Annotated in this window: 17 protein-coding genes; 9 read left to right on the top strand and 8 right to left on the bottom strand. The window is 60.3% G+C overall.

The features are described from left to right. Positions 1-5: 5 nt before the first annotated feature. The gene (gene hflK / locus QU606_RS00410; RefSeq protein WP_304998016.1) at positions 6-1,931 is read right to left on the bottom strand and encodes a protease modulator HflK; all 1,926 of its coding nucleotides are present in this window, start codon (positions 1,929-1,931) and stop codon (positions 6-8) included. A 321-nt stretch (positions 1,932-2,252) separates the two neighbouring features. On the opposite strand from hflK, the gene QU606_RS00405 reads away from it, so the two are divergent. The 8 genes from QU606_RS00405 (at position 2,253) to pbpC (ending at position 16,170) form a co-directional block, all read left to right on the top strand. Next, positions 2,253-2,876 carry a CDP-alcohol phosphatidyltransferase family protein gene (locus tag QU606_RS00405; RefSeq protein ID WP_102623570.1) on the top strand — a complete coding sequence of 208 codons (624 nt, stop codon included), beginning with the start codon at positions 2,253-2,255 and terminating at the stop codon, positions 2,874-2,876. A gap of 10 nt (positions 2,877-2,886) precedes the next feature. Beyond that, positions 2,887-4,641 (top strand): bifunctional alpha/beta hydrolase/class I SAM-dependent methyltransferase, encoded by a 1,755-nt coding sequence (locus tag QU606_RS00400; RefSeq protein WP_024078214.1) that lies wholly within the window; start codon positions 2,887-2,889, stop codon positions 4,639-4,641. Between the two features lie 2 nt (positions 4,642-4,643). Beyond that, positions 4,644-5,939, top strand: coding sequence for a phosphatase PAP2/dual specificity phosphatase family protein (locus tag QU606_RS00395; RefSeq protein ID WP_304998014.1), 1,296 nt, complete (start codon positions 4,644-4,646; stop codon positions 5,937-5,939). Further along, positions 5,929-6,372 (top strand): hypothetical protein, encoded by a 444-nt coding sequence (locus tag QU606_RS00390; protein ID WP_024078216.1) that lies wholly within the window; start codon positions 5,929-5,931, stop codon positions 6,370-6,372. Before QU606_RS00395 ends, QU606_RS00390 begins: the two co-directional genes overlap by 11 nt. 9 nt (positions 6,373-6,381) lie before the next feature. Next, the gene (locus QU606_RS00385; RefSeq protein ID WP_024078217.1) at positions 6,382-7,002 is read left to right on the top strand and encodes a 1-acyl-sn-glycerol-3-phosphate acyltransferase; all 621 of its coding nucleotides are present in this window, start codon (positions 6,382-6,384) and stop codon (positions 7,000-7,002) included. A gap of 1 nt (position 7,003) precedes the next feature. Further along, positions 7,004-7,936, top strand: coding sequence for a phosphatidate cytidylyltransferase (locus QU606_RS00380; RefSeq protein ID WP_024078218.1), 933 nt, complete (start codon positions 7,004-7,006; stop codon positions 7,934-7,936). 148 nt (positions 7,937-8,084) lie between these two features. Then, positions 8,085-13,892, top strand: a complete 5,808-nt coding sequence (locus QU606_RS00375) for an alpha-2-macroglobulin (RefSeq protein WP_304998013.1) — start codon at positions 8,085-8,087, stop codon at positions 13,890-13,892. Then, the gene (gene pbpC / locus QU606_RS00370) at positions 13,873-16,170 is read left to right on the top strand and encodes a penicillin-binding protein 1C (RefSeq protein WP_193689992.1); all 2,298 of its coding nucleotides are present in this window, start codon (positions 13,873-13,875) and stop codon (positions 16,168-16,170) included. Before QU606_RS00375 ends, pbpC begins: the two co-directional genes overlap by 20 nt. Here the strand turns inward: pbpC and QU606_RS00365 are convergent. The 3 genes from QU606_RS00365 to QU606_RS00350 all read right to left on the bottom strand — a co-directional run bounded on the left by QU606_RS00365 (position 16,167) and on the right by QU606_RS00350 (position 18,205). Next, entirely contained in the window at positions 16,167-16,544 is a 378-nt protein-coding gene (locus QU606_RS00365) for a hypothetical protein (protein ID WP_024078221.1), read from the bottom strand. The two genes, pbpC and QU606_RS00365, sit on opposite strands and share 4 nt — an antisense overlap. A 267-nt stretch (positions 16,545-16,811) precedes the next feature. Beyond that, positions 16,812-17,204 carry a hypothetical protein gene (locus tag QU606_RS00360; RefSeq protein ID WP_074059250.1) on the bottom strand — a complete coding sequence of 131 codons (393 nt, stop codon included), beginning with the start codon at positions 17,202-17,204 and terminating at the stop codon, positions 16,812-16,814. Positions 17,205-17,566: 362 nt separating this feature from the next. Next, the gene (locus QU606_RS00350) at positions 17,567-18,205 is read right to left on the bottom strand and encodes an antitoxin Xre/MbcA/ParS toxin-binding domain-containing protein (RefSeq protein WP_228758830.1); all 639 of its coding nucleotides are present in this window, start codon (positions 18,203-18,205) and stop codon (positions 17,567-17,569) included. 227 nt (positions 18,206-18,432) lie between these two features. Here QU606_RS00350 and QU606_RS00345 point away from each other — a divergent pair, with 227 nt between their 5' ends. Beyond that, positions 18,433-18,981, top strand: a complete 549-nt coding sequence (locus QU606_RS00345) for a 3'-5' exonuclease (RefSeq protein ID WP_017341626.1) — start codon at positions 18,433-18,435, stop codon at positions 18,979-18,981. A gap of 28 nt (positions 18,982-19,009) precedes the next feature. Here the strand turns inward: QU606_RS00345 and QU606_RS00340 are convergent, their stop codons facing one another. Genes QU606_RS00340 through QU606_RS00325 form a run of 4 tightly spaced genes read right to left on the bottom strand, consistent with a single transcriptional unit; the run spans position 19,010 to position 23,673 of the window. Further along, a complete protein-coding gene (locus QU606_RS00340; RefSeq protein WP_017341627.1) occupies positions 19,010-19,492 on the bottom strand; it encodes a Mov34/MPN/PAD-1 family protein in 483 nt (160 codons plus the stop codon). Next, a complete protein-coding gene (locus QU606_RS00335) occupies positions 19,489-21,273 on the bottom strand; it encodes a ThiF family adenylyltransferase (protein WP_031319187.1) in 1,785 nt (594 codons plus the stop codon). Before QU606_RS00335 ends, QU606_RS00340 begins: the two co-directional genes overlap by 4 nt. Next, positions 21,257-22,507: a nucleotidyltransferase gene (locus QU606_RS00330; protein ID WP_019821279.1), complete on the bottom strand. Its 1,251-nt coding sequence runs from the start codon at positions 22,505-22,507 to the stop codon at positions 21,257-21,259. Before QU606_RS00330 ends, QU606_RS00335 begins: the two co-directional genes overlap by 17 nt. Beyond that, positions 22,507-23,673 (bottom strand): SAVED domain-containing protein, encoded by a 1,167-nt coding sequence (locus QU606_RS00325; RefSeq protein WP_019821280.1) that lies wholly within the window; start codon positions 23,671-23,673, stop codon positions 22,507-22,509. The genes QU606_RS00330 and QU606_RS00325 overlap by 1 nt, the downstream gene beginning before the upstream one ends. Positions 23,674-23,846: the final 173 nt, after the last annotated feature.

Raw genomic sequence — 23,846 nt, 5'->3', positions numbered from 1 at the left:
ACTCCTTATTGAACGGCTTTACGCGGTACCGAGGGATCGGCCGGCAAGGTAAAAGAACGCAGATCGATCGTCGGCGCACTGTTGGCGCCCAGGCGATGATCCAGAATCAACAGTTTGGCGTGGGCCAGGCCCTGGCTGAGTTGGCCGAGGTACTGTTCCAGCACAAAGGCCCGGCCGGCCGTGGCGTAGGCCTTCTGTTCGGCACTAAAACGCAGGTCTGCCGCCTGGGCGCCGGCACTCACTTCACGGGCAATGGCCAATGCCTGGTCGCGGGCGGAGCTGGCTTGCAACAACGCCTGGTTGGTTTGTTCGCTGGCAGCGCCGCGCTCACGGGAAATCAGGGCCTGGGCGCCGATCTGTGCCGCTTGCACGCCGTGGTAGGCATTGGCGGCACCGGCCGGCGGGTGGATCGCCTCCACCACGGTCGCCAAGATTTCCACCCCGCTGTCGAGCGTTTGCAGGTCGGCTTGTACGGCATGGCCGATTTCGTCGGCCAAGCGGGTGCGTTGTTCGCCAAGCAATTCATCGAGGGTGCGTGAAGCGAAGTCATGCACGAGGATGCGGCTGGCGGTGCTGCGGATCAGGGTCGGCACATCGGCGCTGTTATAGGTGGCGGCCAGCGCGGCCTGGTCGGTCAGGCCGATACGGTAGACGAAACGCACGTCCATATTGACGATCTGGAAGCTCTGCTTGTCGCCGCTGCTGCTGGCGATCACCTGGGATTTGTCATTGACATGGCTGGCGTCCCACAAGCGGTTGGCAATCAACGGCGCAGGGCCTTCGGCGGCGGCAAGCTCCGGCGTGGCAGCCTCGCTGACGCTGGTCGCCAGCTCATGCACCACGCCGTTCTCCACACTCAACACGCGGCCCAGCGGCCAGGGCAAGCCGGCATGCAGGCCAGGGCCAAAGACCTCCACGGGTTTGCCGAAGCGCTCATAAATCCCACGGCCTTGCAGGGGCACTTCGTGTACGCCGGTCAGTGCCCAGCCTACGGCCAACACCACCAGCAATACTGGCAGGAACGCCCGGCGCATGTAGGTAAACGCCCAGATCTGGCGCAGGTCGATGCCGAAGCGGTTGTGCAATTCGTGCTGCAGCGCCTGCAAGGGTTGTGGTGGCCAGCGCAGCAACCCGGCGATAAAGCTCTGCGCCATCAGGCGCGGTTCGAGGCGCGGCTGCCGTGGGCTGAACAACGAGAGTACGCCGCGTAACAGAAACTCCAGCGCCACCAGCGCCGGCAACAGCCCGATCAGCGTGGCCAGGCGCAATGGCCAGACCGCTTCGGCACCCGCGAACAACAGGCAAATCGCACTGACCACCAGGCAGATGATCGCGACTCGACTGAGCTGCACCAACTGCGCGGCTTCCGGCCACTGCGCAGCGGTTTCCTGAGCCAGGCGGCGCTCGAACACCAGCAAGCCGAAGGCCAATGCCAGCGCCAGCGCCGCGCCGATGCTGGCAGACTGACTAACCGCCGCCGCAGGCAAGGCCAGGTTCCAGAACTCGAGGACGCTGACCAGCGCCAGCAGCGACCAACCGACGAGCCACAACACGGGCGCGCCGATCTGGGCAAGCAGCCCGCTGCCGAATCGATTGATCAGGTCGCGGTGCCAGGCGGCAGGCTCAACAGGTAGCTCGATCAGCTCGACGATGGTCCCTTCCAGCGCCTGGGCGCGCCAATCAGCCACCCACCACGCCGACTGCAAGCCGGCCACCAGCACCAGCAGGGCCGACGCGCAGTTGATCAACACCACCGGCCAGATCGACAGCGGCGCAAACAGCGCGACAAACAGCGCCAATACCCAGCCACTGATAGCCAGCAGGGTCAGGCTGATACCGGCTTGTCTCAATCGACGGGCATGGAACAGCCCTTGCTGAAAACGCGGCAGGCCTTCTACCGAGGCGCCTTCAGCTTCTAGATCCAGTTGCATCCACTCAACGCCCGCTCGTACACAATTCGTTACGATATAACACGGATAGTGAAATTTTTGTTCGATAAACACCCCTTTTCAAGCCGCCCACAGATCCCCTGTGGGTGGGGGCTTGCCCCCGATGACAATGGATCAGCCAACACCGGCATCAACTGACAGACCGCTATCGGGAGCAAGCCCCTCGCACATTTGCTCTTGCGTGCTTTCCAGATCGTGACTAACCCCCCATAAACACAAGCCATCACTGGTACAGGCCACGAATAATCGGCACACTCCAAACCAGTTTTTCGCGGGCTCACGGACAAGGAAGCGTCACCTCCCATGATTTCGATCTATCAGCTCAAACCGCGTTTTCAAAACCTGCTGCGCCCCCTCGTGCAGCGCCTCTACGACAACGGCACCACCGCCAACCAGATCACCGTACTGGCCGGCGTCGTTTCCTTGCTGGTCGGTCTGCTGATCGCTGGCTTCGCCCAGCACCTTTGGCTGTTTGCACTGATCCCGCTGTGGATGATCCTGCGCATGGCCCTCAACGCCATCGACGGCATGCTCGCGCGGGAATTCGGCCAGCAGTCGCGCCTGGGTGCCTACCTCAATGAACTGTGCGACGTGATCGCCGACAGCGCGCTGATCCTGCCCTTTGCGCTGATCCCCGGCGTCAGCCTGGTGCCCGTACTGCTGGTGACCTTGCTTGCGGTGTTCAGCGAATACGCGGGTGTGCTGGGACCGATGATTGGCGCATCACGGCGTTATGACGGGCCAATGGGCAAGAGTGATCGGGCGTTCGTCCTTGGCGTACTGGCCATGGGTGTGGCGCTGGGCTGGCTTGGCGCCGGTTGGGTCGATGCGGTGATGTGGCTGGTCGCCGCCCTGCTCGCCTACACCTTGGTCAACCGGGTGCGCCAGGGTCTCAAAGAAGAACACTCCATCTCCCCTTCTGCATAAGGATTTTGCGATGCGCGAACAGCAAGAACACACCTTCGCTACCCATGATGGCGTCGAGCTTTTCTACCGGCACTGGCCGGCCACCGCCCCCGCGGACGGCGAGCCACGCAAAGCGATCCTGCTGTTCCATCGCGGTCACGAGCATTCGGGGCGCATCGCCCACCTGGTCGATGAACTGAACCTGCCGCAGTTCGACTTCTTTGCCTGGGACGCCCGTGGCCACGGCCAATCGCCTGGCGCACGCGGCGACAGCCCCAGCTTCGCCACCAGCGCCCGCGACGTGCAGACCTTCTGCGACCATGTCGGCGCCACCCACGGTATCGAGGAAGAAAATGTCGCCGTGATCGCCCAAAGCGTCGGCGCCGTGATCGCCGCCACCTGGGTCCACGACTACGCCCCTAAAATCCGTGCCCTGGTGCTGGCCTCCCCGGCGTTCAAGGTCAAGCTGTACGTGCCTTTCGCCCGCCCCGGCCTGGCACTGATGCGCAAGTTTCGCGGCAACTTTTTCGTCAACAGCTACGTCAAGGCCAAGTTCCTCAGCCATGATCCGGAGCGCGTGGCGTCCTACGACAGCGACCCGCTGATCACCAAGGCGATTTCGGTGAATGTGCTGCTGGGCTTGTACGAAGCGGCCGACCGGGTTGTAGCCGATGCCCAGGCGATCCAGGTCCCCACCCAGTTGCTGATCTCCGGCTCCGACTTCGTGGTGCACCGCAAACCCCAGCAGCAGTTTTTCGATCGCCTGGGCAGCCTGAAAAAAGAACTGCATATCCTCCCCGGCTTTTTCCACGACACCCTCGGCGAACGTAACCGCGCCGTGGCCGTAAGCAGCGCCAGGCGCTTTATCCTGCAAAACTTCACCCAGCCGCTGGACCGCGCTTCTCTGCTGGACGCCGACAAGCTGGGCGCCACCTGCGCCGAGTCCGAAGCCCTTGCCGCGCCACTGCCGCGCAACTCCCTGCGCGACCTGTACTGGCGCATGACCCGCGCCAGCATGGGCCTGGGCAAGAACCTGTCGGATGGCGTAAAGCTGGGCTTCGACACCGGGTTCGACTCCGGCAGCACCCTGGACTACGTGTACCGCAACACGCCCACCGGCAAAGGCGCGCTGGGTCGGATGATCGACACCAATTACCTCAACTCCATCGGCTGGCGCGGTATTCGCCAGCGCAAGCTGAACGTCGAAGAACTGCTGCGCCTGGCCATGGCCAAGCTGCGGGATGAACAGCGTGAAGTACGCATTGTCGACATCGCCGCCGGCCACGGCCGCTACATCCTTGAAGCGTTGCAAGGCGTGTCGCCGCTGCCGGAATCGATCCTGCTGCGCGACTACAGCGACATCAACGTGCGCGACGGTAGCGCGCTGATTCGTGAGAAAGGCCTGGGGGAGATTGCGCAGTTCGTCAAAGGCGATGCGTTCGACCGCGCTGACCTGGCCGCGCTGGCGCCCAAGCCGACGCTGGCCGTGGTCTCCGGGCTGTATGAATTGTTCGCCGATAACGCCATGGTCGGCGGTTCGCTGGCCGGCCTGGCTGACGCGGTGGAACCCGGCGGTTACCTGGTCTACACCGGCCAGCCATGGCACCCGCAGTTGGAGTTGATTGCCCGCGCACTGACCAGCCATCGCCAAGGCCAGGCCTGGGTGATGCGTCGCCGCAGCCAGGCGGAAATGGACCAACTGGTGGAGGCCGCCGGTTTCCGCAAAATCACCCAGCGTGTAGATGAGTGGGGCATCTTTACCGTGTCCCTGGCACAGAAGATCTGAACATGCGCGAACCCGGCCTGTTAAAGCCAGCCGTCCTGTGGCTGCTGCTCTTGGCGCCGCTGTTTTTCAGCACCTATGGTTTCGCCACCTGGGTCACCAGCCAGCGCAGCGACGTCGGCACGCTGGTGTTCGGCTGGGAAAGCCATATGCCATTCTGGGCATGGACCATCGTGCCCTACTGGTCCATCGACCTGCTCTACGGTTTCTCACTGCTGCTGCCCAGTACCCGCCATGAACTGAAGCAACATGCGCTGCGCCTGCTCAGTGCCCAGGTCATCGCCGTGAGCTGCTTCTTGATCTGGCCACTGCGCTTCACCTTCGAGCGGCCGGAACTGGACGGCGTGTTCGGCTGGCTGTTTGCCGTGCTGGCGGGTTTCGACAAACCGTTCAATCAGGCCCCCTCGCTGCATATCGCGCTGCTGGTGATCCTGTGGCTCATGTACCAGCGCCATGCCCAGGGCGTGTGGCGCTGGGTGGTGCATGCTTGGTTCGGGTTGATCGGTATTTCAGTGCTGACCACTTATCAACACCACTTTATTGACTTACCCACAGGTGCCCTCGCCGGCTGGCTGTGTGTGTGGCTGTGGCCGCTGGAACATCCCAGTCCGTTGCTGAATGCGCGGCTTAGCCGCGACCCCAAGCGCTGGCGGTTGGGTCTGCGCTATGGCCTGGGCGCCCTGACGTTGGTGATCCTCGCCTGGGTACTGCGCGGGTGGTGGCTATGGCTGTTGTGGCCGGCGGTGTCCCTGGCCTTGGTCAACGCCAATTACTGTGTGCTCGGCGCGGCGGGCTTTCAGAAGCGTGCCGATGGCCGTCTCACGCCGGCGGCTCGCTGGTTGTATGCGCCCTACCTGGCAGCCGCGTGGATCAATTCACGCCTGTGGACACGTCAGCATCCACAGCCCGACCGGATTGTGGATAACGTTTGGCTTGGAAGGATTCCTGCCACGAACGAGCAGGCTTCATTCCAGGCAATCGTCGATCTGTGTGCCGAACTGCCGATTAATCCACAGGGCGCTTATCAATGCCTTCCGGTGCTGGACTTGATCGCCCCAACCGCCGCCGAATGCCTGCAAGCGGCACACGCCATCGAACGCCTGCGCTCCAGCGGCCCGCTGCTGGTGTGTTGCGCCCTCGGTTACTCGCGCAGCGCCACCGCCATGGCCGCCTGGCTGCTGCACAGTGGGCGCGCCGCCACGGTGGATGAAGCACTGGCTATTATTCGTACAGCGCGAGACCAAGTGGTCCTGCATCCCACTCACCGTGAAGCGTTGGAGGGTCTGCTCCATGCCCGCTGATATGGAACTCCAGGTCGTCGCCAGCCTGCTGCGCCGGGGCCGTTCGCTGGATCAGTTATCCACAGGCCTGACATTACTGGGGGTGTTGTTCGGCCTGGCGCAACTGCTGCTCGCCAGCATTTCGTCCATCTGCCTGTTGCTCAGCCTGTGGATGATTATCCTCGGCCTGCTGCAAAAGTACTGGTCGCTGCGGGTAGCCTTCGACGCCGACCTGTTCGCCCTGCTGGCCCGCGACACCGAGCGCACCCCGGACCTCGACCAGGCGTTGCAAACCCTCGGCCTGCAATCGCCCAAACGCGCCGGTCGCCCCTGGACCGAACGCCGTCGTGGTGCTCTCAAACTGTTGCGCAAACAAGCCTGGCTACTGGGCGCGCAAGTGCTGCTGACCCTGGCCGTGATCCTCGCCAGCCCTTGGCTACCTTTCGCAGGATAAGGAATCCCCATGTTCGAACCCGTGGTTGCCACGCTGATTACCTCGATGGCCCGCACCGTCACCGGGGCTCGTAGCCTGTGGCTGGGCTGCGCACCGGTGCCGGTGCAACGCATCTACTTCGCCAACCACAGCAGCCACGGCGATTTCGTGTTGCTGTGGGCGTCGTTGCCGCAGAACCTGCGCAAATTCACGCGCCCGGTGGCTGGCAGCGACTACTGGAACAAAAGCGCACTGCGCCGCTACATCATCAACCGCGTATTCAACGGCGTGTTGATCGACCGCGAACGCAAGGACCCTGTGGATAACCCCTTGCAACCCATGCTCACCGCGCTGGAAGGCGGGGACTCGCTGATCATCTTTCCCGAAGGCACGCGCAACCTGGAAGACGGCCTGCTGCCGTTCAAAAGCGGCTTGTACCACCTGGCAAAAAGTTACCCACAGGCTGAGTTGATCCCGGTGTGGATCGCCAACCTCAACCGGGTCATGCCCAAGGGTCGTGTGCTGCCACTGCCGCTGCTATGCACCACCAGCTTTGGTGCACCGCTGCAACTGGAGGAAGGCGAAGACAAGGCGCTGTTCCTGGCCCGTACCCGCGACGCCCTGCTCGCCCTCGCCCCGGAGCACTCCTGACATGGCTAGCCAAACCCTGATGTTGTTCGGCGGGATCGGCGCGATCCTGGTACTCGCCTCGCTGATCGGCCTGATCCTCAAGTTGCGCAGCCGTGGCGCGCCGAATGCGGTGATCGACAACCTCAACGCGCGCATCAATGCCTGGTGGGTGATGGTGGTTGTGATCGGCATTGCCTTCTGGCTGGGTACCGGCGCGGTGATCCTGCTGTTCTACGCGGTGTCGTTCTATGCGTTGCGCGAATTCCTGACCCTCACCCCCACCCGGCGCAGCGACTACCCGGCCCTGGTGGCCGCGTTCTACCTGGCCCTGCCGCTGCAATACCTGCTGATCTATGCCGACTGGTACGGCCTGTTCTCCATTTTCATCCCGGTATACGTGTTCCTGCTGCTGCCGATCCTCGCCTCCCTCGGCGGCGACAGCACGCACTTCCTGGAACGCGCGTCGAAGGTGCAATGGGGCCTGATGATCGCGGTGTTCTGCGTGTCCTTCGTGCCCGCCCTGCTGACCCTAGATATCCCCGGCTACGAGGGCCGTAACCTGCTGCTGATCGCGTACCTGGTGATCGTGGTGCAACTGTCGGACGTGCTGCAGTACGTGTGCGGGAAGCTGTTCGGCAAACACAAGATAGCGCCCAACCTGTCACCGTCGAAAACCGTGGAAGGCTTTGTCGGCGGGATCTTGCTGTCCTCCCTGATCGGTGCGGCACTGTGGTGGACCACGCCGTTCAACCCATGGCAGTCGTTTTTGATCGCCCTGCTGATCAACCTGCTCGGCTTCGCCGGCGGCATCGTCATGTCGGCAATCAAGCGCGACCGCGGGGTCAAGGACTGGGGCCATATGATCGAAGGCCACGGCGGCATGCTGGATCGGCTGGATTCGGTGTGTTTCGCCGCCCCCATCTTCTTTCACCTCGTACGCTACTGGTGGACCTGACCCACACCCCTCTCAAGCCCAATGACGATCAAAATGTGGGAGGGGCCCCGCTGACCCGGTAAACATCCCCGCCGTGCGGCGTATCGGTGTCATCTTTTGTATCAAAGACGCGTGTAAGATACGCCGCACTTAGCCAGGGATGCTCACCATGTTCGATTCGCTCAAAGCCATCAGCCGTCGTGTTGTCGGTGTGTTTCTGACTGTGGTGGGGGCCGTTTTCGGTCAATGGCATCCGCCGCTATGGCTGCGTGCCATTGGCCGCGGCCTGGCGAACCTGGGCAACAAAGCCCGCGCTTATCCGCGCCAGGCCGGTGCCGGCGTATTGGGCCTGGTGCTGCTGGCCGCCGCGGCTTTCTATGGCTGGCACTGGTACACCCACCTGCCGCAGCCCCACACCGTGGGCTATTCGCTGCATAAACCCAACCTGACCGACTACACCCAGCAGCCACCGGTTGTGGATAACCTGCAGGTGCGCTTTGCCGAATCCGTGGCACCGTTGGCCGCCATCGGCAAACCCGTGAACGAGGGCATCAGCCTCAAACCTGCGATAGCAGGCACGTGGCGTTGGTCGGATGATCGCAGCCTGGTGTTTGTGCCGGAAAAAGACTGGCCCGTTGACGCCCACTACACCCTCGACCTGGCGAAGAAAAGCCTGCTGGCCGACGGCGTGTTGCTCAGCCAGTACAGTAGCCAATTCTCCACCCAGCCGTTCCGCGCCAGCCTGGCGCAAAACGAGCTGTACCAGGACCCATCCAACCCAACCCTGAAACAACTGGTAGCGACCTTCCGTTTTTCCCACCCGGTTGATGAAGAAAGCGTGCGCAAGCGCGTATCGGTCGCCCTAGGAAAAGGCTTGGCCTACCGCGATGCACAGCTGCCCAACCGCCCGGAAATAACCTTCGACGACACCAAGCTCAACGCCTTCGTGCGCTCTGCCGCCTTGGCTACCCCGCTGGAAAGCACGCCTGTCAGCGCCAAGCTCGATGAAGGCATCAAGGCCCGCGACGGCGGTAACGCCAGCACCGCACCGCTGGTGGCGGAAGTCACCGTACCGGGTCGTTATCGCCTGACCTTTACCGGCGCCGAAGTCAGCTTTGTGGACAACGAACGCGGCGAACCGGAGCCGGTGCTGATGTTCAGCAGTTCCAGTGCCGTAGCCGATGACACCATCGCCAATAAGGTCCAGGCCTGGCTGTTGCCGGAAAAAGCCCAGGACGACACCCGCCCCTATAACAGCAACGATATCGACGATGCCCTGCTCGCCCGCAGCACCAAGGTCAACCTGACCCACGTGCCCAGCGTCGAGCCGCTCAACACCCTGCACGCCTTCAAGTTCAAGGCCCCGGCCGGTCGAGCGCTGTATGTGCGAGTGCCCGCCAACCTGGAAGCCATCGGCGGCTACCTGGCGAAAAACCCCACAGCGTCCCTGATCAGCATGCCGGCGTATCCGCGCACCTTGCAGTTCCTCTCCGACGGCGCCCTGCTCAGCCTCAACGGCGAAAAACGCCTGGGTTTCATGGCCCGTGGCGTGCCGGGTGCCCATGTGGAAATCGCGCGCCTGCTGCCCAACCAATTGCAGCATCTGGTCGACCAAAGCAGCGGCAGCTTCGCCCGGCCTAACTTCGGCAACGAGTATTTCGATCGCATGGTCGAGCGTCAGGCGCTGGATATTCCGCTGTCGTCCAATGACCCGGCGAAAACCGTCTATGACAACGTCGACCTCAGCCATTACCTCACCGCCAACGGCGGTCGTCGCGGCATCTTCGTGCTCAAGCTCAGCCCGCAGGATGAACCGGCCGAACGCACCTTCGATTATTCGCGCAGCAGTACCAGCGACCTGCGCTTTATCGTGGTCACGGACCTGGGGATCATCGCCAAACGCTCCAGCGACGGCAGCCATGATGTGTATGTACAGTCCATCGGCAATGGCTCGCCGGTCGCCGACGCCCAGGTCGATATCATCGGGCGTAACGGTTTGCCGGTCGCCAGCGGCCACACCGATAACGAAGGCCACGCGCATTTCGCCAAGCTCGATGAACTGCGCCGTGAGAAAACGCCGCTGATGTATGTGGTCAGCCGTGGCAATGACCAATCCTTCCTGCCGATTGCCCGTCAGTCCCAGCAGCTGGATCTATCGCGCTTCGATGTCGGCGGCCTGGAAGAGGACGGTGCGATCGATCGTCTCAGCGCCTACTTGTTCACCGACCGTGGCCTGTACCGGCCCGGTGAAACCGCGCACCTGGGCATGATCGTACGCAGCGGCAACTGGAAAGGCGCCCTGCAGGGCCTGCCGGTGGAACTGCAGATCACCGACCCACGCGGCCTGGAAGTGATTCGCCAACCGCTGAAGCTGTCCACCAGCGGCTTTGAAGCCTTTGATTTCCCCAGCAGCGAGACCGCCCCCGCCGGGGATTACACCGCCACCTTGCAGTTGATCGGCCAGAAGCAGACCCGCACAGACCTGGGCAGCGTCAGCTTCAAGGTTCGCGATTTCGAGCCGGACCGTATGAAGGTCAGCCTCAGCCTGCATGACACCCCGGTGCTGGGCTGGATTCCACCGGACCAGGTGGTGGCCAAAGTCACCGCGATGCACCTGTTCGGGGCCCCGGCGTCCGGCCGTCGCGTCACCGCGAAAATGTCCCTGAGCCCGACGCTGGCCGCCTTCGATCGCTACCCCGATTATCGCTTCCGCCTCAACAACTCGCTGGACGAGGCCAGCACCGAAGACCTGGCCGAGACCACCGTCGACGATAACGGCCAGGCGCTGCTGGACCTCAACCTGCAACGCTTTGCCAACAGCACCTACCGCCTGCAAGTGATGACCCAGGTATTTGAAGCCGAAGGTGGACGTAACGTGGCGGCGCAAAGTGCGTTGCTGGTGTCGTCCGCGCCCTATCTGGTCGGTGTGAAAAGTCAGGACTCACTGTCGTATGTCGCCAAGGACGCTCCCCGCCAGGTGCACTGGCTGGCCGTGGCGCCGGACCTCACGCCGCTGGCGGTGGATGGCCTGACCAGCGAAGTGGTCGAGCACCGCTACGTCTCGGTGCTGGTCAAGCAGTCCAACGGCACCTACAAATACGAGTCGCGCATCAAGAACATCAGCCAGCCGGCCTCGCCGGTGGTCATGACCCAGGAAGGCGCCAAGCAGACACTGAACACCGCCACGCCGGGCGATTTCACCCTGCAACTCAAGGATGCCAACGGCAACCTGCTCAACCAGATCGACTACAGCGTGGCCGGGCGTGGCAACACTTCGCGCTCCCTGGAACGCAACGCCGAGCTGCAACTGCGCCTGGATAAACGCAGCTACGCCACCGGGGACGAGATCGCGATCAGCATTCGTGCCCCGTATACCGGTGCGGGCCTGATCACCATCGAACGCGACAAGGTCTATACCCAGCAATGGTTCAAGGCCGACAGCACCAACAGCGTGCAACATATCCGCGTTCCCGCAGGGCTTGAGGGCAATGCCTACGTCAACGTGCAGTTTGTACGCGACATGGGTTCGGCCGAGGTGTACATGAGCCCGCTGTCCTATGGCGTGGTGCCGTTCAGCATCAACCTCGACGCACGGCGCATGGCGCTGAAGGTGGAAGGCCCGGCGAAGATCGAGCCGGGGCAGACCCTGGATATCAAGGTCACCGCCGACCGCCCGGGCCGGGCGGTGGTCTACGCGGTAGACGAAGGGATCCTGCAAGTAGCGCGCTACCAGACGCCGGACCCGTTGGGCTTCTTCTTCCAGAAACGTGCACTGGAGGTCGGCACCAGTCAGATCCTTGACCTGATCCTGCCGGAATTCAGCCGCCTGCTCAGTGGGGCCGCGCCCGGTGGCGATACCGAAGGCGCCCTGGCCAATCACCTCAACCCGTTCAAGCGCAAACATCAGCCGCCTGTGGCCTGGTGGTCCGGGCTGGTGGACCTGCCCGCCGGTGAAAGCGTGCTGCATTACCAGGTGCCAGACAGCTTCAATGGCAAGCTGCACCTGTTTGCGGTGGCCGTGGATGCTGACAGCGTCGGTGTCAGCGAGGCCAACACCGAAGTCCGCGGGCCGATCGTCATTACCCCCAACGTACCGGCCTTTGTCGCGCCGGGGGATGTGTTCAACGTGAGTGCCGGGGTGTTCAGCAACCTGGATGCCGCGGCGGATGTGAAGTTTGAAGTGCAGACCAGCGACGGACTGGTAGTCCAGGGCGGCAAGGGCACGACCTTGTCACTGCAACCGCGCAAGGAGGGTACCGCCGAGTTCAAGATCAAGGTCGGCGAGCACCTCGGCTCGGCGGATCTGCGCTTTGTCGCGGTGCTGCCGGACGGCAAGCGTATCCAAGTGGCGGAAACCACGTCGATCCGCCCCCTGAGTGAGCATCGCGTGGCCCTGAGCCTGGGACGTTTCGACAGCGCCAGCAAAGAGCTCAAGCCCACCCGCGAACTGTTCAACCAACTGCGCGATGTACAGGTGGGTGTGGCGGCCTCCCCGTTAGTATGGGCCAATGGCCTCAAGCACTACCTGGATGATTATGGCTATGCCTGCACCGAACAACTGGTGTCCAAGGCCATGCCAGCGTTGATCTGGGGCGGTACGGCGCCAGAGGCCGAGCAAGCCTTCGGCAGCGCGGTGCGCATGCTGCGCCAACGCCAGAACCAGGCCGGCGGCTTTGGTTTATGGGCGGCCAACCCGGATGTAGCGCCCTACGCCAGCCTGTACGCCACCGACTTCCTGATCGAAGCCAAGGAGCGTGGGCTGCCAGTACCGGAAGACCTGTTGGTGCGGGCCAACGCCTATCTGACGGACCTGGCCAACGGCCCGAGCGAAGGTCTGTCGGAATTGCGCAACCGTGCCTACGCCAGTTACCTGCTGAGCCGTCAGGGGATTCTCGTCAGTGGCGCCTTGAGCGATATCCGCGAACGCTACGAAAGCACCTTCAAGGACAGCTGGCAGAACGACCTCGGTGCCGCCTACCTGGCCGCCAGCTACAAGCTGCTCAAGCAGGATCGCCAGGCCGATACGTTGTTGCGCAAAATCCCATGGCGTTCGCTTGTGGATAAGTGGGACAGCGACGGCCTTTATTACGACCCGCTGGTGCACGATGCCGAACACTTGCACCTGCTGGCTCGGCACTTCCCCGAGCTGCTTGACGAGGTACCTACGGCGTTGCTGGATAAACTCGGCAAGCGCCTGAATGAACAGCGCTACAACTCACTCTCGGCCGCCCTGCTCCTGCGGGCCTTGGACAACTATGGCCAGCGCGCGCAAAGCGACATGACCCTCAAGGCCACCGCGTGGCTGGGTGACAAACAGCAACAATTACTGGAGATGGCCGGCCAGCCACCGCGTGCCGCCGTGCCCGTGGGTACGCAAAAACTGCTGATGGAAAAAACCGAAGGCCCGGCAGCGTTCTACATGCTCAGCGAAGCCGGTTTCGATAAGGGCGCCAAGCTCAAGCCCATCAACAACGGCCTGGAAATCATCCACGAGTACCTTGACCTCAAAGGCGAGCCGGTGAGCAAGGTCGCGGTGGGCGACGAATTCCTCGTACGCCTGCGCCTGCGCGCAACGGATCGCGATCAGGTGCAGCAAGTGGCCGTGGTTGACCTGCTGCCCGGTGGCGTCGAGCCTGTGTATAACTTGCCGCCGGAGCCGGAAACCGCCAGCGGCGAGGACAGCGAAGGTGAAGGCGAAGAGTCTGAATACGTCGAAGACAACCAGGAAGCCGACACCTGGCAAGCGCCGATCGGCGAGACCGAGTTGAGCAACTGGCAGCCGAATTATGTGGATGTACGCGATGATCGGGTGGTGTTGTACGGCACCGCGTTGCGCGATGCAGGCACCTTCGTCTACCGCGTGCGCGCCACCAACGCCGGCACCTTCAATACACCACCGGCCTACGCCGAAGGTATGTACGAAACCACCCTGCAAGGGCGTGGCAAAGTAGGCCAGCTTGAAATTACCAAGCCTTAAGTGCCTGACGCCGCTGCTCGCAGCGGCGGTGGTACTGGCGGGGTTGCGGCTTTGGCCCCATGCCCCGCTGGAACAGGCGGTAACGTCCTCCAGGGTCGTGCTGGCGGATGATGGCTCGCTGCTGCGCATGACCCTGGCGGATGATGGGCAATACCGCCTCTGGCTGCCGCTGGAGCGGATCTCGCCGTCATTGGTCGAAGCCTTGCTGCTCAAGGAAGACCGCAATTTCTATTGGCACCCGGGGATCAATCCCCCGGCGCTGCTGCGCGCGGCCATGGCCACCTACAGCGGCGGGCAGCGCCAGGGTGGCTCGACCTTGAGCATGCAACTGGCGCGGCGCCTGTGGGACCTCAATACGCGCCAGGTGCCGGGCAAATTGCAGCAGATGGCCTTGGCGTTGTGGCTGGAAGCGCGCTACAGCAAGCACGACATCCTGGAGGCCTACCTGAACCTGGCCCCCATGGGCGGCAATATCGAAGGCGCGGAGGCGGCCAGTCGCATCTATTTTGGCAAGTCAGCGGCGCAGCTTTCGTTATCCGAGGCCCTGGCGCTGGCAGTGATCCCGCAACAGCCGGGAAGGCGTGCGCGCTTCGGCCCCTCGCTGCAAAACGCACGGCTGCGCTTGATGAATGACTGGCGGAGTACTTATCCACAGGACGTGCGTAACGACAGTTTGCTGGACTTGCCCCTGGAAGCACGCAACCGCCAGCAGATTCCGTTCCTGGCACCGCACCTGAGCGAACAACTGCTCGCGTCTCAACCGGGTAACGAACTCAACAGCACCCTCAACCTGCCCTTGCAGCAATTGCTCGAGCGCCTGATCAGCGGGTTTATCGCCGAGCGGCGCAGCACCGGTGTGGAAAACGCCACCGCCATCCTGATCGACAGTCGCGACCAGAGCGTCAAGGCGCTGGTGGGTTCGGCGGATTATTTATCCACAGGCATCCACGGCCAAGTTAACGGCGTGCTGTCGCGCCGCTCGCCTGGGTCGACCCTGAAGCCGTTTCTGTATGGGCTGGCGCTGGACCAAGGGGTGATCCACCCCATGAGCATCCTCAAGGACCTGCCCAGTAGTTTCGGCTACTTCCAACCGGAAAATTTCGACGGCAGTTTTGTCGGGCCACTGACGGCGCGCGATGCGTTGATCCGTAGCCGTAATATCCCGGCCGTGTGGCTGGCCAGCCAGGTGAAATCGCCCTCGCTCTACGGATTACTGCAACAGGCGGGCATCAAGGGCCTGCGCAACGAGAGCCATTACGGCCTGGCGCTGGCGCTGGGTGGGGGTGAGATGACCCCGGAGGAACTGGCGCGGCTGTACGTGATGCTGGCCGGTGACGGTCATTTGCGACCCTTGCGCTATTTACAGGAACAGCCGCAAACCACCGGAGCGGCGCTGCTCACGCCCCAGGCCGCCTTTATGGTGCGCGACATGCTGCGACGCAACCCGCGCCCGGATGGCCTGCCCGGCCGCCACTGGCGCACTGCCTGGAAGACCGGTACCTCGTGGGGGTTTCACGATGCCTGGAGCGCCGGCCTGGTGGGCCCCTATGTGCTGGTGGTGTGGGTGGGCAACTTCGACGGTCGCCCGAACCCCGCGTTTATTGGCGCCAAGACCGCCGCGCCGCTGTTTTTCCGCATCGCCGATGCCCTGCCCCTGGCCTTGCCCAACACCGTCATCAAGCCCGACAAGCCGCCCGCCGGGCTGGTGCGCATCGACGTCTGCGCCGCATCCGGCGAGTTGCCCAACCGCTGGTGCCCGCAAACCCGCAAGACCTGGTACATCCCCGGCGTCTCGCCGATTCGCGTGTCCAACCTGCACCGCCCGGTGCTGATCGACACCCGCACCGGCAAGGCCGCCTGCCCGCCGTTCGATCCGCAGTACACCCGCGAAGAAGTCTTCGAATTCTGGCCCAGCGACGTGCAACGCCTGTACCGCGCCGCCGGCCTGCCTCGGCGCACGCCGCCCAACGTGCTGAAAAACTGCCAGCCCAACCGCATCAGCGACCAGAGCGAAGCCCCACAGATCCGCTCGCCCCTGACGCAAGTGAGTTATCAGTTGCGCCTGTCCCAACCCCAGGAAAGCATCCCGCTGAACGCGAATGCGGCCAGCGATGCGACGACGCTTTACTGGTTCGCCGACCAAAGCCTGATCGGCCAGGGCCCGCCACAAGCCACCTTGAACTGGCGGCCGGGCAAATCAGGCGAGTATCGGTTGCGGGTCAGTGATGATCAGGGACGGAGTGTGAGCCGGGGGTTGAGGGTGGAGTTTGTGCCTTAGGTGTGGCCATCACCCTCTGCAATCTCCACATAGTTCGACTCCCCACCTCCTGTCGCCCCCGACAACCACCCCCACACGAAACTCAGCGTGGTACGCCCGACAGCATCCACACCGACGATGCCTCGCGACCAGCCGGCCAGCAGTTCACCTTCCAGCGTCAGGCACTGATACAACAGCTCGATAGAGTCTGGACCTGTGACGCGCCCAACCTGCGTACCCAAGCGAATTCGACCGCCTTGGTACGTACCGGAAACCGCATCGCCCTCAACCAGGTAATGAAACACCGTGCCCGCGCCGGATAGCCCGTGGGTGTTGTTGGCGACGGTGAATCGGCGGTTGTTCAAACGCTCGTGGATTTGCGAGGGGGTGTTCATCGAAGGCGCGTCCTTTCGCGGGGGCCTGGAGACCCGGTTGGTGGTTACCAACAACATAGTTTGACACAGCCCCTCTCGTAAATCGGGGCCTGTAGGATGATCCGGGATCCACACGACAGCAACATAGACTGACACAGACGGGTCGCACTTCAAATACGGGGCTCGATTGGTAACAACATAGATTGACACAACAGCGAGAGCGTTCATTCAGGCCGAAATATTATGTGAGCGCGACCGGTCACTCACCTGTGCGGAAATAGTCTTTTTTCAGCACAGGCTCAGTGCGATGTCTAAATCCGTGTGCAACCTTCGACCAGTCCCCATCAGCACATAAACTGTGTTTTTTGTTCGAAATAAGCAGTCATGGGTGAAGGAAACACCCAGCGTTGTTCGGACCCAATCACCAGGCGGGAAGCGACCTTTACTGTCTTGGATAACGGTCAAAGCGTAAACGAGAGCAGGAATTAGCTGTCTATCCGTAATGGCTTTTCGCTGACGTGTTGGAATGTCGAGATCCAATATTGCCCAATCAGCAACAAGACAATAGGCATGGGAAGGAAAATGCAGACTGGCGAGGGCCACAGCATCTGAGGTGGTGAGTTGGCACCCATCTATTTTCTCACCCGCAGAAAGCACTGAGACAAAATCTGCCAGATTCATCTGTACCTCCGGCCGATCAAAAAAACGATTCGAACGAGAAGCATCAATCAGCTTAGCTCCCATCGACACACGAGGTTCCGATGCCGAAGACTGGGCCATTTCACAGCTGGTCCGTCTTCTCCCCTCATCCCACTGAACGGGATGATTTCTATCTAGCTGTCACCGGATAAAGTGGGTTTTCGCCAGTACCCAGCTATGCCATTGCCGTGCGTGAACCCTACCTAGCGGTAGGTGCCGATGTGGGTGAAACCTAGTGCTTCATGGATGCCCGTGCATGTCGTATTCGGCAAGGCGACGCCGGTATAGGCGCATGAAATCCATGTTACTCAAGGAGCGGTAGAAGCCGTTTGGCTGCGGCTGAATCAAAATGACATGCCCTCAGACACTTGAATCAGCATTTCTTCGACTAGATGTGTGCCAAAGGTTGTAGTGACCATCGCCGATGGGCTTTCTCCCAAAAAACGGGCTTTGGGTTTGGAAAGCCATTGTTTGGCCTTCCCTTTGTCACCGAAGATCACCTCGGCCATGGCGGTAATATGTGCAAACCGGAACAGGCGATCGCTCTCATGCAACGTTAAAAGCTGATTGGCTGACAGTTTTGTTTTGAGCGTTTTGGGTTGAATGATTCTGTCGCGTTCTTCGTCGCTGAGGGTTCCATCATCACAAAGCATTTTGATCAGGCTGACCGAGAAGCCAGCTACTATCATGTCGTGAATGTCCAGATCCGAAGCATTGACAGAGATATGAAGAAGCGTCTCCAGACGCATGCGGTAAGCATGATAGACATCCTGACGCAGGACGCCAGCAAACATGGGCCGCACTGATGTTGCGTTGCACACGGGCGTCAGGACTAATGTGCCATTCACTACCGTTAGCTCCAGGTCGTCCCCAACACCTAACCTCATTTGGTCAAGCAACTCTTGAGGCAGATCAATGATGATGTCGCCAGTACCGTCCTCAGTTTTCTGGCATTTTACTATCCAGCGCTCAGTTTCACTCATGATCGTCCGGCCCTCATCCGCCATCAGAGAATGACACACATCATTATGCTTGGGCCCAGAGCTGACCAAAGGAACGCGCAATCCGCTGGTAGACAGGCACTGCCGCTGCTCGAACGCCGGATAGCGAGTGAAACAGCAAAAAATGGGGCAATGGCTATACCTGCCTTTCCACCTTCACATGGCTAAGAGCCTGAGCGTGATCAGGTAACTACACGAAAGGATATGACATGCACCCTGATGAGCTTTATGTTTCCGTCGACGTCGAGACTTCTGGGCCTATACCAGGCGAATACAGTCTGCTTTCCATTGGAGCCTGTCTTGTAGCCCAACCTGTAACGTCCATCTATCTTGAACTACGACCTGACAGTCCAAAACACGACCCGGAAGCACTGGCAGTATCGGGGCTGAGTCTGGAGAAGCTGGAGCGCGAGGGCCTCGCTCCGCAACAGGCGATGCTGACATTTGATCAATGGCTGAAATCGTCCTGCCAACCGGGGCAAAAGGTCATTTTCGTAGGACTCAATGCACCGTTTGACTGGTCATTCGTCAATTACTACTTCCACAAATACCTGGAAACCAACCCCTTTGGTTTTACCGCTATCGACATGAAGGCCTACTTTATGGGCGCTGTAGGTTGCAGCTGGCAGGAAACAAAATCATCCAAAATGACCGCTGCGCTGAAGCCACTCAGCGAACCGAACCATAACGCATTGGATGATGCCCGCTTTCAGGCAGAGCTCTTCGCACTAATGCTAGCGGGTAAAGGTAAACGCTGACCTACCTTCCACCGCACTGACTCGAAGCTCATCTGATACAGGTTGCCTCAACATATCTGCCGTCCCTGAACGACCACGCCTTGATACCTTCTGGTTTTTCGGACTTGCCGACAATAACGGCTATTGGGTGCGGCAGATCCTGCGTGTAACGTGCAGCAAATTTGGAGAAACTTCCGATGTCTGCCGGAGAGATCACCGGAACGGATTGGGGATGCGTATGCCAATAGCCCACCAGACGTAACCCTTGTTCGTTGGCAGCCTGGATTTCCTGACGGCACCGCTCCGCATCCAACTCTAGCCAAGACCAGCCTGACCGATCGGCGCGATGAGGCAACGTGGCCAAGGCCAGCAGCAACCCTTTCGGATCAACCGGGTTGACAAATAACTGTCCCCCTCGCTCCACGCCAAAAAGGCCCTGCCGATGACTATCCAAGATGTCCGCGACAGCTTGGGACACCAATAGCTCGGAATTCACCTCCGGCCATCGCCAGCGCCATGCGATATCCGTCATACCGTTTCGTCCTTATCTTCCGGCCATCCGCGCTCGAGTAAGATTTGCTGCGCTCCCTCTGGCAGTTTGGGACCATGGTATTGGCCTCCTAGGCTCAGAACATCTTCAGGCCTGTAGATACTGCTGACCCAAGATGCAGTGGCGATGTTGCCGGTCAATGCGCGTAAGGCCGTGTGCGACACCATAGAGGCGATATTGGTCATTCCCAGCGAGCCGCCTGGGATAAAGCTCTCGCCACACGCGGGCAGTGGAACAACACCGCCTCCCGGCCACTCTGTAAATCTATGCAGAAAATCGCCGACGTCCGTGAACAACTGACGGCCATCAAAGGTGCCGGCTGGTGCGAATAGCGCATGGCCTACCTGGGTATACGGTTCGCTCCAGGCTTGTAAAAGCCCCCAAGGAGCGCCGCTTGATTTGGCTCGCCATACAGTGACCTCCGACTGCCAGTCTGCTGTCGTGATCACCACCAGATCTGCGTTATCAAACACTTCTGGTTTGCTGCTCATCACCACTTCGGCAAAAGTCGCATAAGCGGTGCATTCTGTCGTCGGAAGATCTAACAGAATCTTGTCCCTCAACGCGGAGGCTTTCAGTCTACCTAGGCTATCCGCTCCCAGAACGTGCCTCCCCAGATTGGCTGACACCAAAGTGTCAGGATCGATGAGGGTAAGGTGGCCGACACCGGATCGTGCCAATTGTATTGCCACCGCACTGCCTAACGAGCCAACGCCAACACAAACGACTCGAGCATTTTCAAGGTGCTGTGCAGTACCGCTTATATCGCGGGACAGAATGGACGCTCGATCAAGCACGTCCAGGGCAGTTGCTCGGACGAGCGCCGGAGGATGTGCATTTGCGATAGCTGGCCGACGGCGCGCTGTACGCAAGCCAAACTTTGCCCCCCGCTCCTGCTGTACGCCGAGCGAGCGCACATTGAGGCAATATGTTGGAGCATCTGCCCCTCCTGGAAGCTCCAGAACAATCCATCGACTCGCCAACGTTCCATGCAGCTCAAACCATGCCAGCAATTGCTCGGCATCGTCTGGTTGAAGGTGTGGCGTGAGCCACAGCAATAAATCTTCCGGATCCGGGGTGCGGATATCCGGATAAGTCTGAAGCTTGACGTAAAAACCGGGAGTTTCGGCCGCGCGAATGACAGCGGAGCGCCCGACAACCCGTCGGTAATGCCCTTTGAGTGCAGCTACGTTCGATGCTAACCAAACCGTTTCCTGACCGGATGGCATAACCCGGCGCGGATCGCTGAGAGCAAACAACTGCGAGGCGGCCTGAGGGCGATCCAACAGTAAGAGGTTCTGGAATGACTGACCGTGCTGAAAAGACCAGTAGGTAGTGATCTCATTCTGAAATTCGATATCGCGCGTTGCCTGGTTTGATCCCATCTTGGACAACGAAACGATCTGGGCCAAGCGAGCAAGGCTGTCCTCTACCACGACCTCCGGGGAGCCCATAATGGGGCGCTCCTGAAAGCCATGAAGGCAAAGCCCCGACTTGGTGGCATGCGGCCAAACCAGCCATGGAGAGGGTTCGACGTTCAGCCGCAAGAGTCCACGGGGAAAGTTGGAGGGGAAACCTATACGCAGTCGGCGCTCCTGCCCCGTGTAATCGGTGGGCAAGGGGAAGTGAAAGCACGCCGCTTCGTCAGCCCGCGTGGGTGCGGGCTGGAGCAATGCATCGGCAGCATCCTGACCTAGGGTGTTTCGCAGTGCGGCGATTCCGCGCTGCAATGGCGTCTTAATAGGATCAGCCAAGGCGTCCAACTGGCTTTACGCTCGACTGAGAGGTTCCGCCACCGCTGGCCCCTCCGAAGAGCGAACCCATCGAAGCAGAGTTTCGAGTAGTGCCATCCGGTCGGCCGGGCATCGTCCAGTTCGCAGGGATCTCATTGTTCACTGCCGTAATGAATGCCGGTGCAATACCGAAATTCTTTTTCACTGCCTCGGCAAAGGAATCGTTGGATTCAAAACTTTCCAAACCCAATGAAACAGATGCACTGGCGTCCGCATGCCATTTGGCAAATGCTTGGCGATAGCCTTGCCCCTCGCCCGGTCGATTCCACTTCTCTGCAAAGTTTTCGCCGTTATCGGCAGGATTGTAGACATAGCAGTCGCTACCTCTCTGCGCGATGTGCTGCGGCATCCTGCGAACGATTTCCAAAATTGCATCGAGCGGAGCCAGAGGCTTCGACTGCGACTCCTTTACGACATCCAGGTATGCGTGCGTGGCCAGGGTGGTGATGACCGCAGATATTGGGCGAGTATCAGCGCTCCTTGTCTTGATGGCCCATTCATCGCGATGCCGCTTGAGCAGCTTAATGGTCGCACGCAGGGGATCTTGATCGATGTAATCCTGATAATGCGGTAAAGGATCTTGTGTCGCGGCATCAAGCATCCGCTGGCTTTTGGCAACTACCAAGCTTTCCAGAGAGATTTCTTGGGCAGAAGCAACCTGCAACCAATTCGAGTAAGGGATAGGGCTGCTTGCTTTCCACCCTGTGACCCGATCCGGAACCTCCAGCTTACCTTCGCCGTTTGCTTCGCCATTTCCGTTGATCGCGCGGGCAGGCGTGACATCGATGTGGAAACCTGGATTTTCGTCGGCATAAACGATCCGGATGCCACGACGTAATTGCTTAACTTCTTCTTGAACGCGGGAGCCTTCCCTAAAACGCTGCTCAATCGCTTCTAGAACTTCCTTTGCACCAGCGCCCTGAGCGTGAGGAAGCCAAATAATCGCGTCCGCATCAATGGTGTCCAGATCCGCAGGCGCGCCGGGGATTGGCTTGATGGTCGTCTTCAGCCGCATCGAGCCTTGAACGAAAATATGGGCCTCAGCGAGCAGCGGGTTGTCGGAAGCCGAGAGGATTTTTTCCAGTTGGGAGTAGCGGTCATTGATTTTTTCGTACTGCGCTTCCGACAGCGAGATTTCCCGCGCGGCGCGAAGCAGAAAATATTCCCAACTGCTGCGCTTGGTCTGTTCGTTGCTCAAAAGCATTACATAGCCTCCTGGGCCACTGGACCCAATTGCAGTGTTTGCGTAAACCGATCTTGGTTTTCTTTGTCCCGATCGAAGATCAGGTATGTATGTTGATGCTGTGTTGTGAGCAACGCGCCAAACTCGATGGCTAATGCCGCAGGAATGGCGGCGAAGACGTGGATAGGGTCAGGAGTCAGAGCCTCAAGCTGGCTCAGTCGTATTTGAAGTGCGTCGCGAAAGGCATGAATCACCCGACGGTTCTGTACCATCGCGTAGCTTGGTTCTGGGATCGACAGCTCTGCAATACGTGCACCGGGTAGAGCGTCGGTCACGTCGCGAACTGGAACTTGCGCAGAAATGGAGAGCACCAACGCCAGTGGGCCATCGCCGTTGGGTGGAGGCGTAAACAGAAAACTAGGCGGCTCAGCAGACTGATCGGGCCAGCGCAAAAGATGCTCGCGGTGAAAAGAGAAGATCAAGCGTTTGGAACGGTCGCCGATACTCTGGCCCAACATCATCAAGGCCGGAATGTCGGCCAAGCCGACTACTGCTAGCGCGGGCGAATCGCCATAAGTGCCGCCGCGACGCTTGAGTTGCTGCTCCAGCTCATACTGGACGCTGTCTTTGACGTTCTGCCAATAGGTAGTGTCCCTGCCACGTGGTCCGGGTGCAGCGAAGGCGATTTTGATGCCTTGATCGAAGGCGGTTAATCCCTCGGCGGACATCGCAGTCAACAGATCGCGAACGGGGATATCGTTGATCGTCTGAAAATGCTGACTCTGGACGATGAGAGGAATAGCTCTGCCACCATCGGGGGTCGTTGCGGCGAGTCGGATGCGTTCCAGGTACGCTTGGTGTAAACCACTCAAATCATTTTCAGGATACCCATCTGCGTCACGATCAATTTTGTCATGACAACCTGGGCACAGGAGCATCAGATTAGCGGTATCGTTTGTGTGCGCCTCAGCATCATGATCCGCGCGTCCCCGAGGGCCTTTGGGACTGGCGGGCAGGATATGCGCCACTTCGCCCCATTTCATTGGCTTGCCGGCACGATAATCGAACGTCAGATCCGTGCCGCACAGTTCACAATGACCAGCGGTCTGTGTCCATACGATCCGCTTCGTCTCATCATTTGTGTTGAAGCGCCCGCTTGCGGGCTTAGCGTCTTCTTGTTCTGCCATTCCGACCTACCCCCGAGAAACATCCATGATTGAAAACGATGATGGCAAGATAAGATCATATTAGGGTCATTTGCCTCGATTTCAAGAGAGATCTAAGGGTGACGAATGCTGAGTCGGCTATAAGCAGGATGCTGTTTGTGGCTCATCGAAACGGAGTGTTCGCAGCGTTCGTT

Source organism: Pseudomonas sp. OVF7, assembly GCF_030644265.1.
Taxonomy (GTDB): domain Bacteria; phylum Pseudomonadota; class Gammaproteobacteria; order Pseudomonadales; family Pseudomonadaceae; genus Aquipseudomonas; species Aquipseudomonas gorinensis.
The sequence above is the reverse complement of the archived record's forward strand: the minus strand, read 5'-3'. Positions and strand labels throughout refer to the sequence as shown.

Bases quoted from the DNA above. Each gene is read 5' to 3' on its own strand.
- QU606_RS00395 (WP_304998014.1), top strand. From the start codon at position 4,644: ATGCGCGAACCCGGCCTGTTAAAGCCAGCCGTCCTGTGGCTGCTGCTC.
- QU606_RS00330 (WP_019821279.1), bottom strand. From the start codon at position 22,507: ATGCTTTTGAGCAACGAACAGACCAAGCGCAGCAGTTGGGAATATTTT.
- QU606_RS00325 (WP_019821280.1), bottom strand. From the start codon at position 23,673: ATGGCAGAACAAGAAGACGCTAAGCCCGCAAGCGGGCGCTTCAACACA.
- QU606_RS00390 (WP_024078216.1), top strand. From the start codon at position 5,929: ATGCCCGCTGATATGGAACTCCAGGTCGTCGCCAGCCTGCTGCGCCGG.
- QU606_RS00380 (WP_024078218.1), top strand. From the start codon at position 7,004: ATGGCTAGCCAAACCCTGATGTTGTTCGGCGGGATCGGCGCGATCCTG.
- QU606_RS00385 (WP_024078217.1), top strand. From the start codon at position 6,382: ATGTTCGAACCCGTGGTTGCCACGCTGATTACCTCGATGGCCCGCACC.
- QU606_RS00400 (WP_024078214.1), top strand. From the start codon at position 2,887: ATGCGCGAACAGCAAGAACACACCTTCGCTACCCATGATGGCGTCGAG.
- hflK (WP_304998016.1), bottom strand. From the start codon at position 1,931: ATGCAACTGGATCTAGAAGCTGAAGGCGCCTCGGTAGAAGGCCTGCCG.
- QU606_RS00405 (WP_102623570.1), top strand. From the start codon at position 2,253: ATGATTTCGATCTATCAGCTCAAACCGCGTTTTCAAAACCTGCTGCGC.
- QU606_RS00345 (WP_017341626.1), top strand. From the start codon at position 18,433: ATGCACCCTGATGAGCTTTATGTTTCCGTCGACGTCGAGACTTCTGGG.
- QU606_RS00360 (WP_074059250.1), bottom strand. From the start codon at position 17,204: ATGAATCTGGCAGATTTTGTCTCAGTGCTTTCTGCGGGTGAGAAAATA.
- QU606_RS00375 (WP_304998013.1), top strand. From the start codon at position 8,085: ATGTTCGATTCGCTCAAAGCCATCAGCCGTCGTGTTGTCGGTGTGTTT.
- QU606_RS00350 (WP_228758830.1), bottom strand. From the start codon at position 18,205: ATGAGTGAAACTGAGCGCTGGATAGTAAAATGCCAGAAAACTGAGGAC.
- QU606_RS00340 (WP_017341627.1), bottom strand. From the start codon at position 19,492: ATGACGGATATCGCATGGCGCTGGCGATGGCCGGAGGTGAATTCCGAG.
- QU606_RS00365 (WP_024078221.1), bottom strand. From the start codon at position 16,544: ATGAACACCCCCTCGCAAATCCACGAGCGTTTGAACAACCGCCGATTC.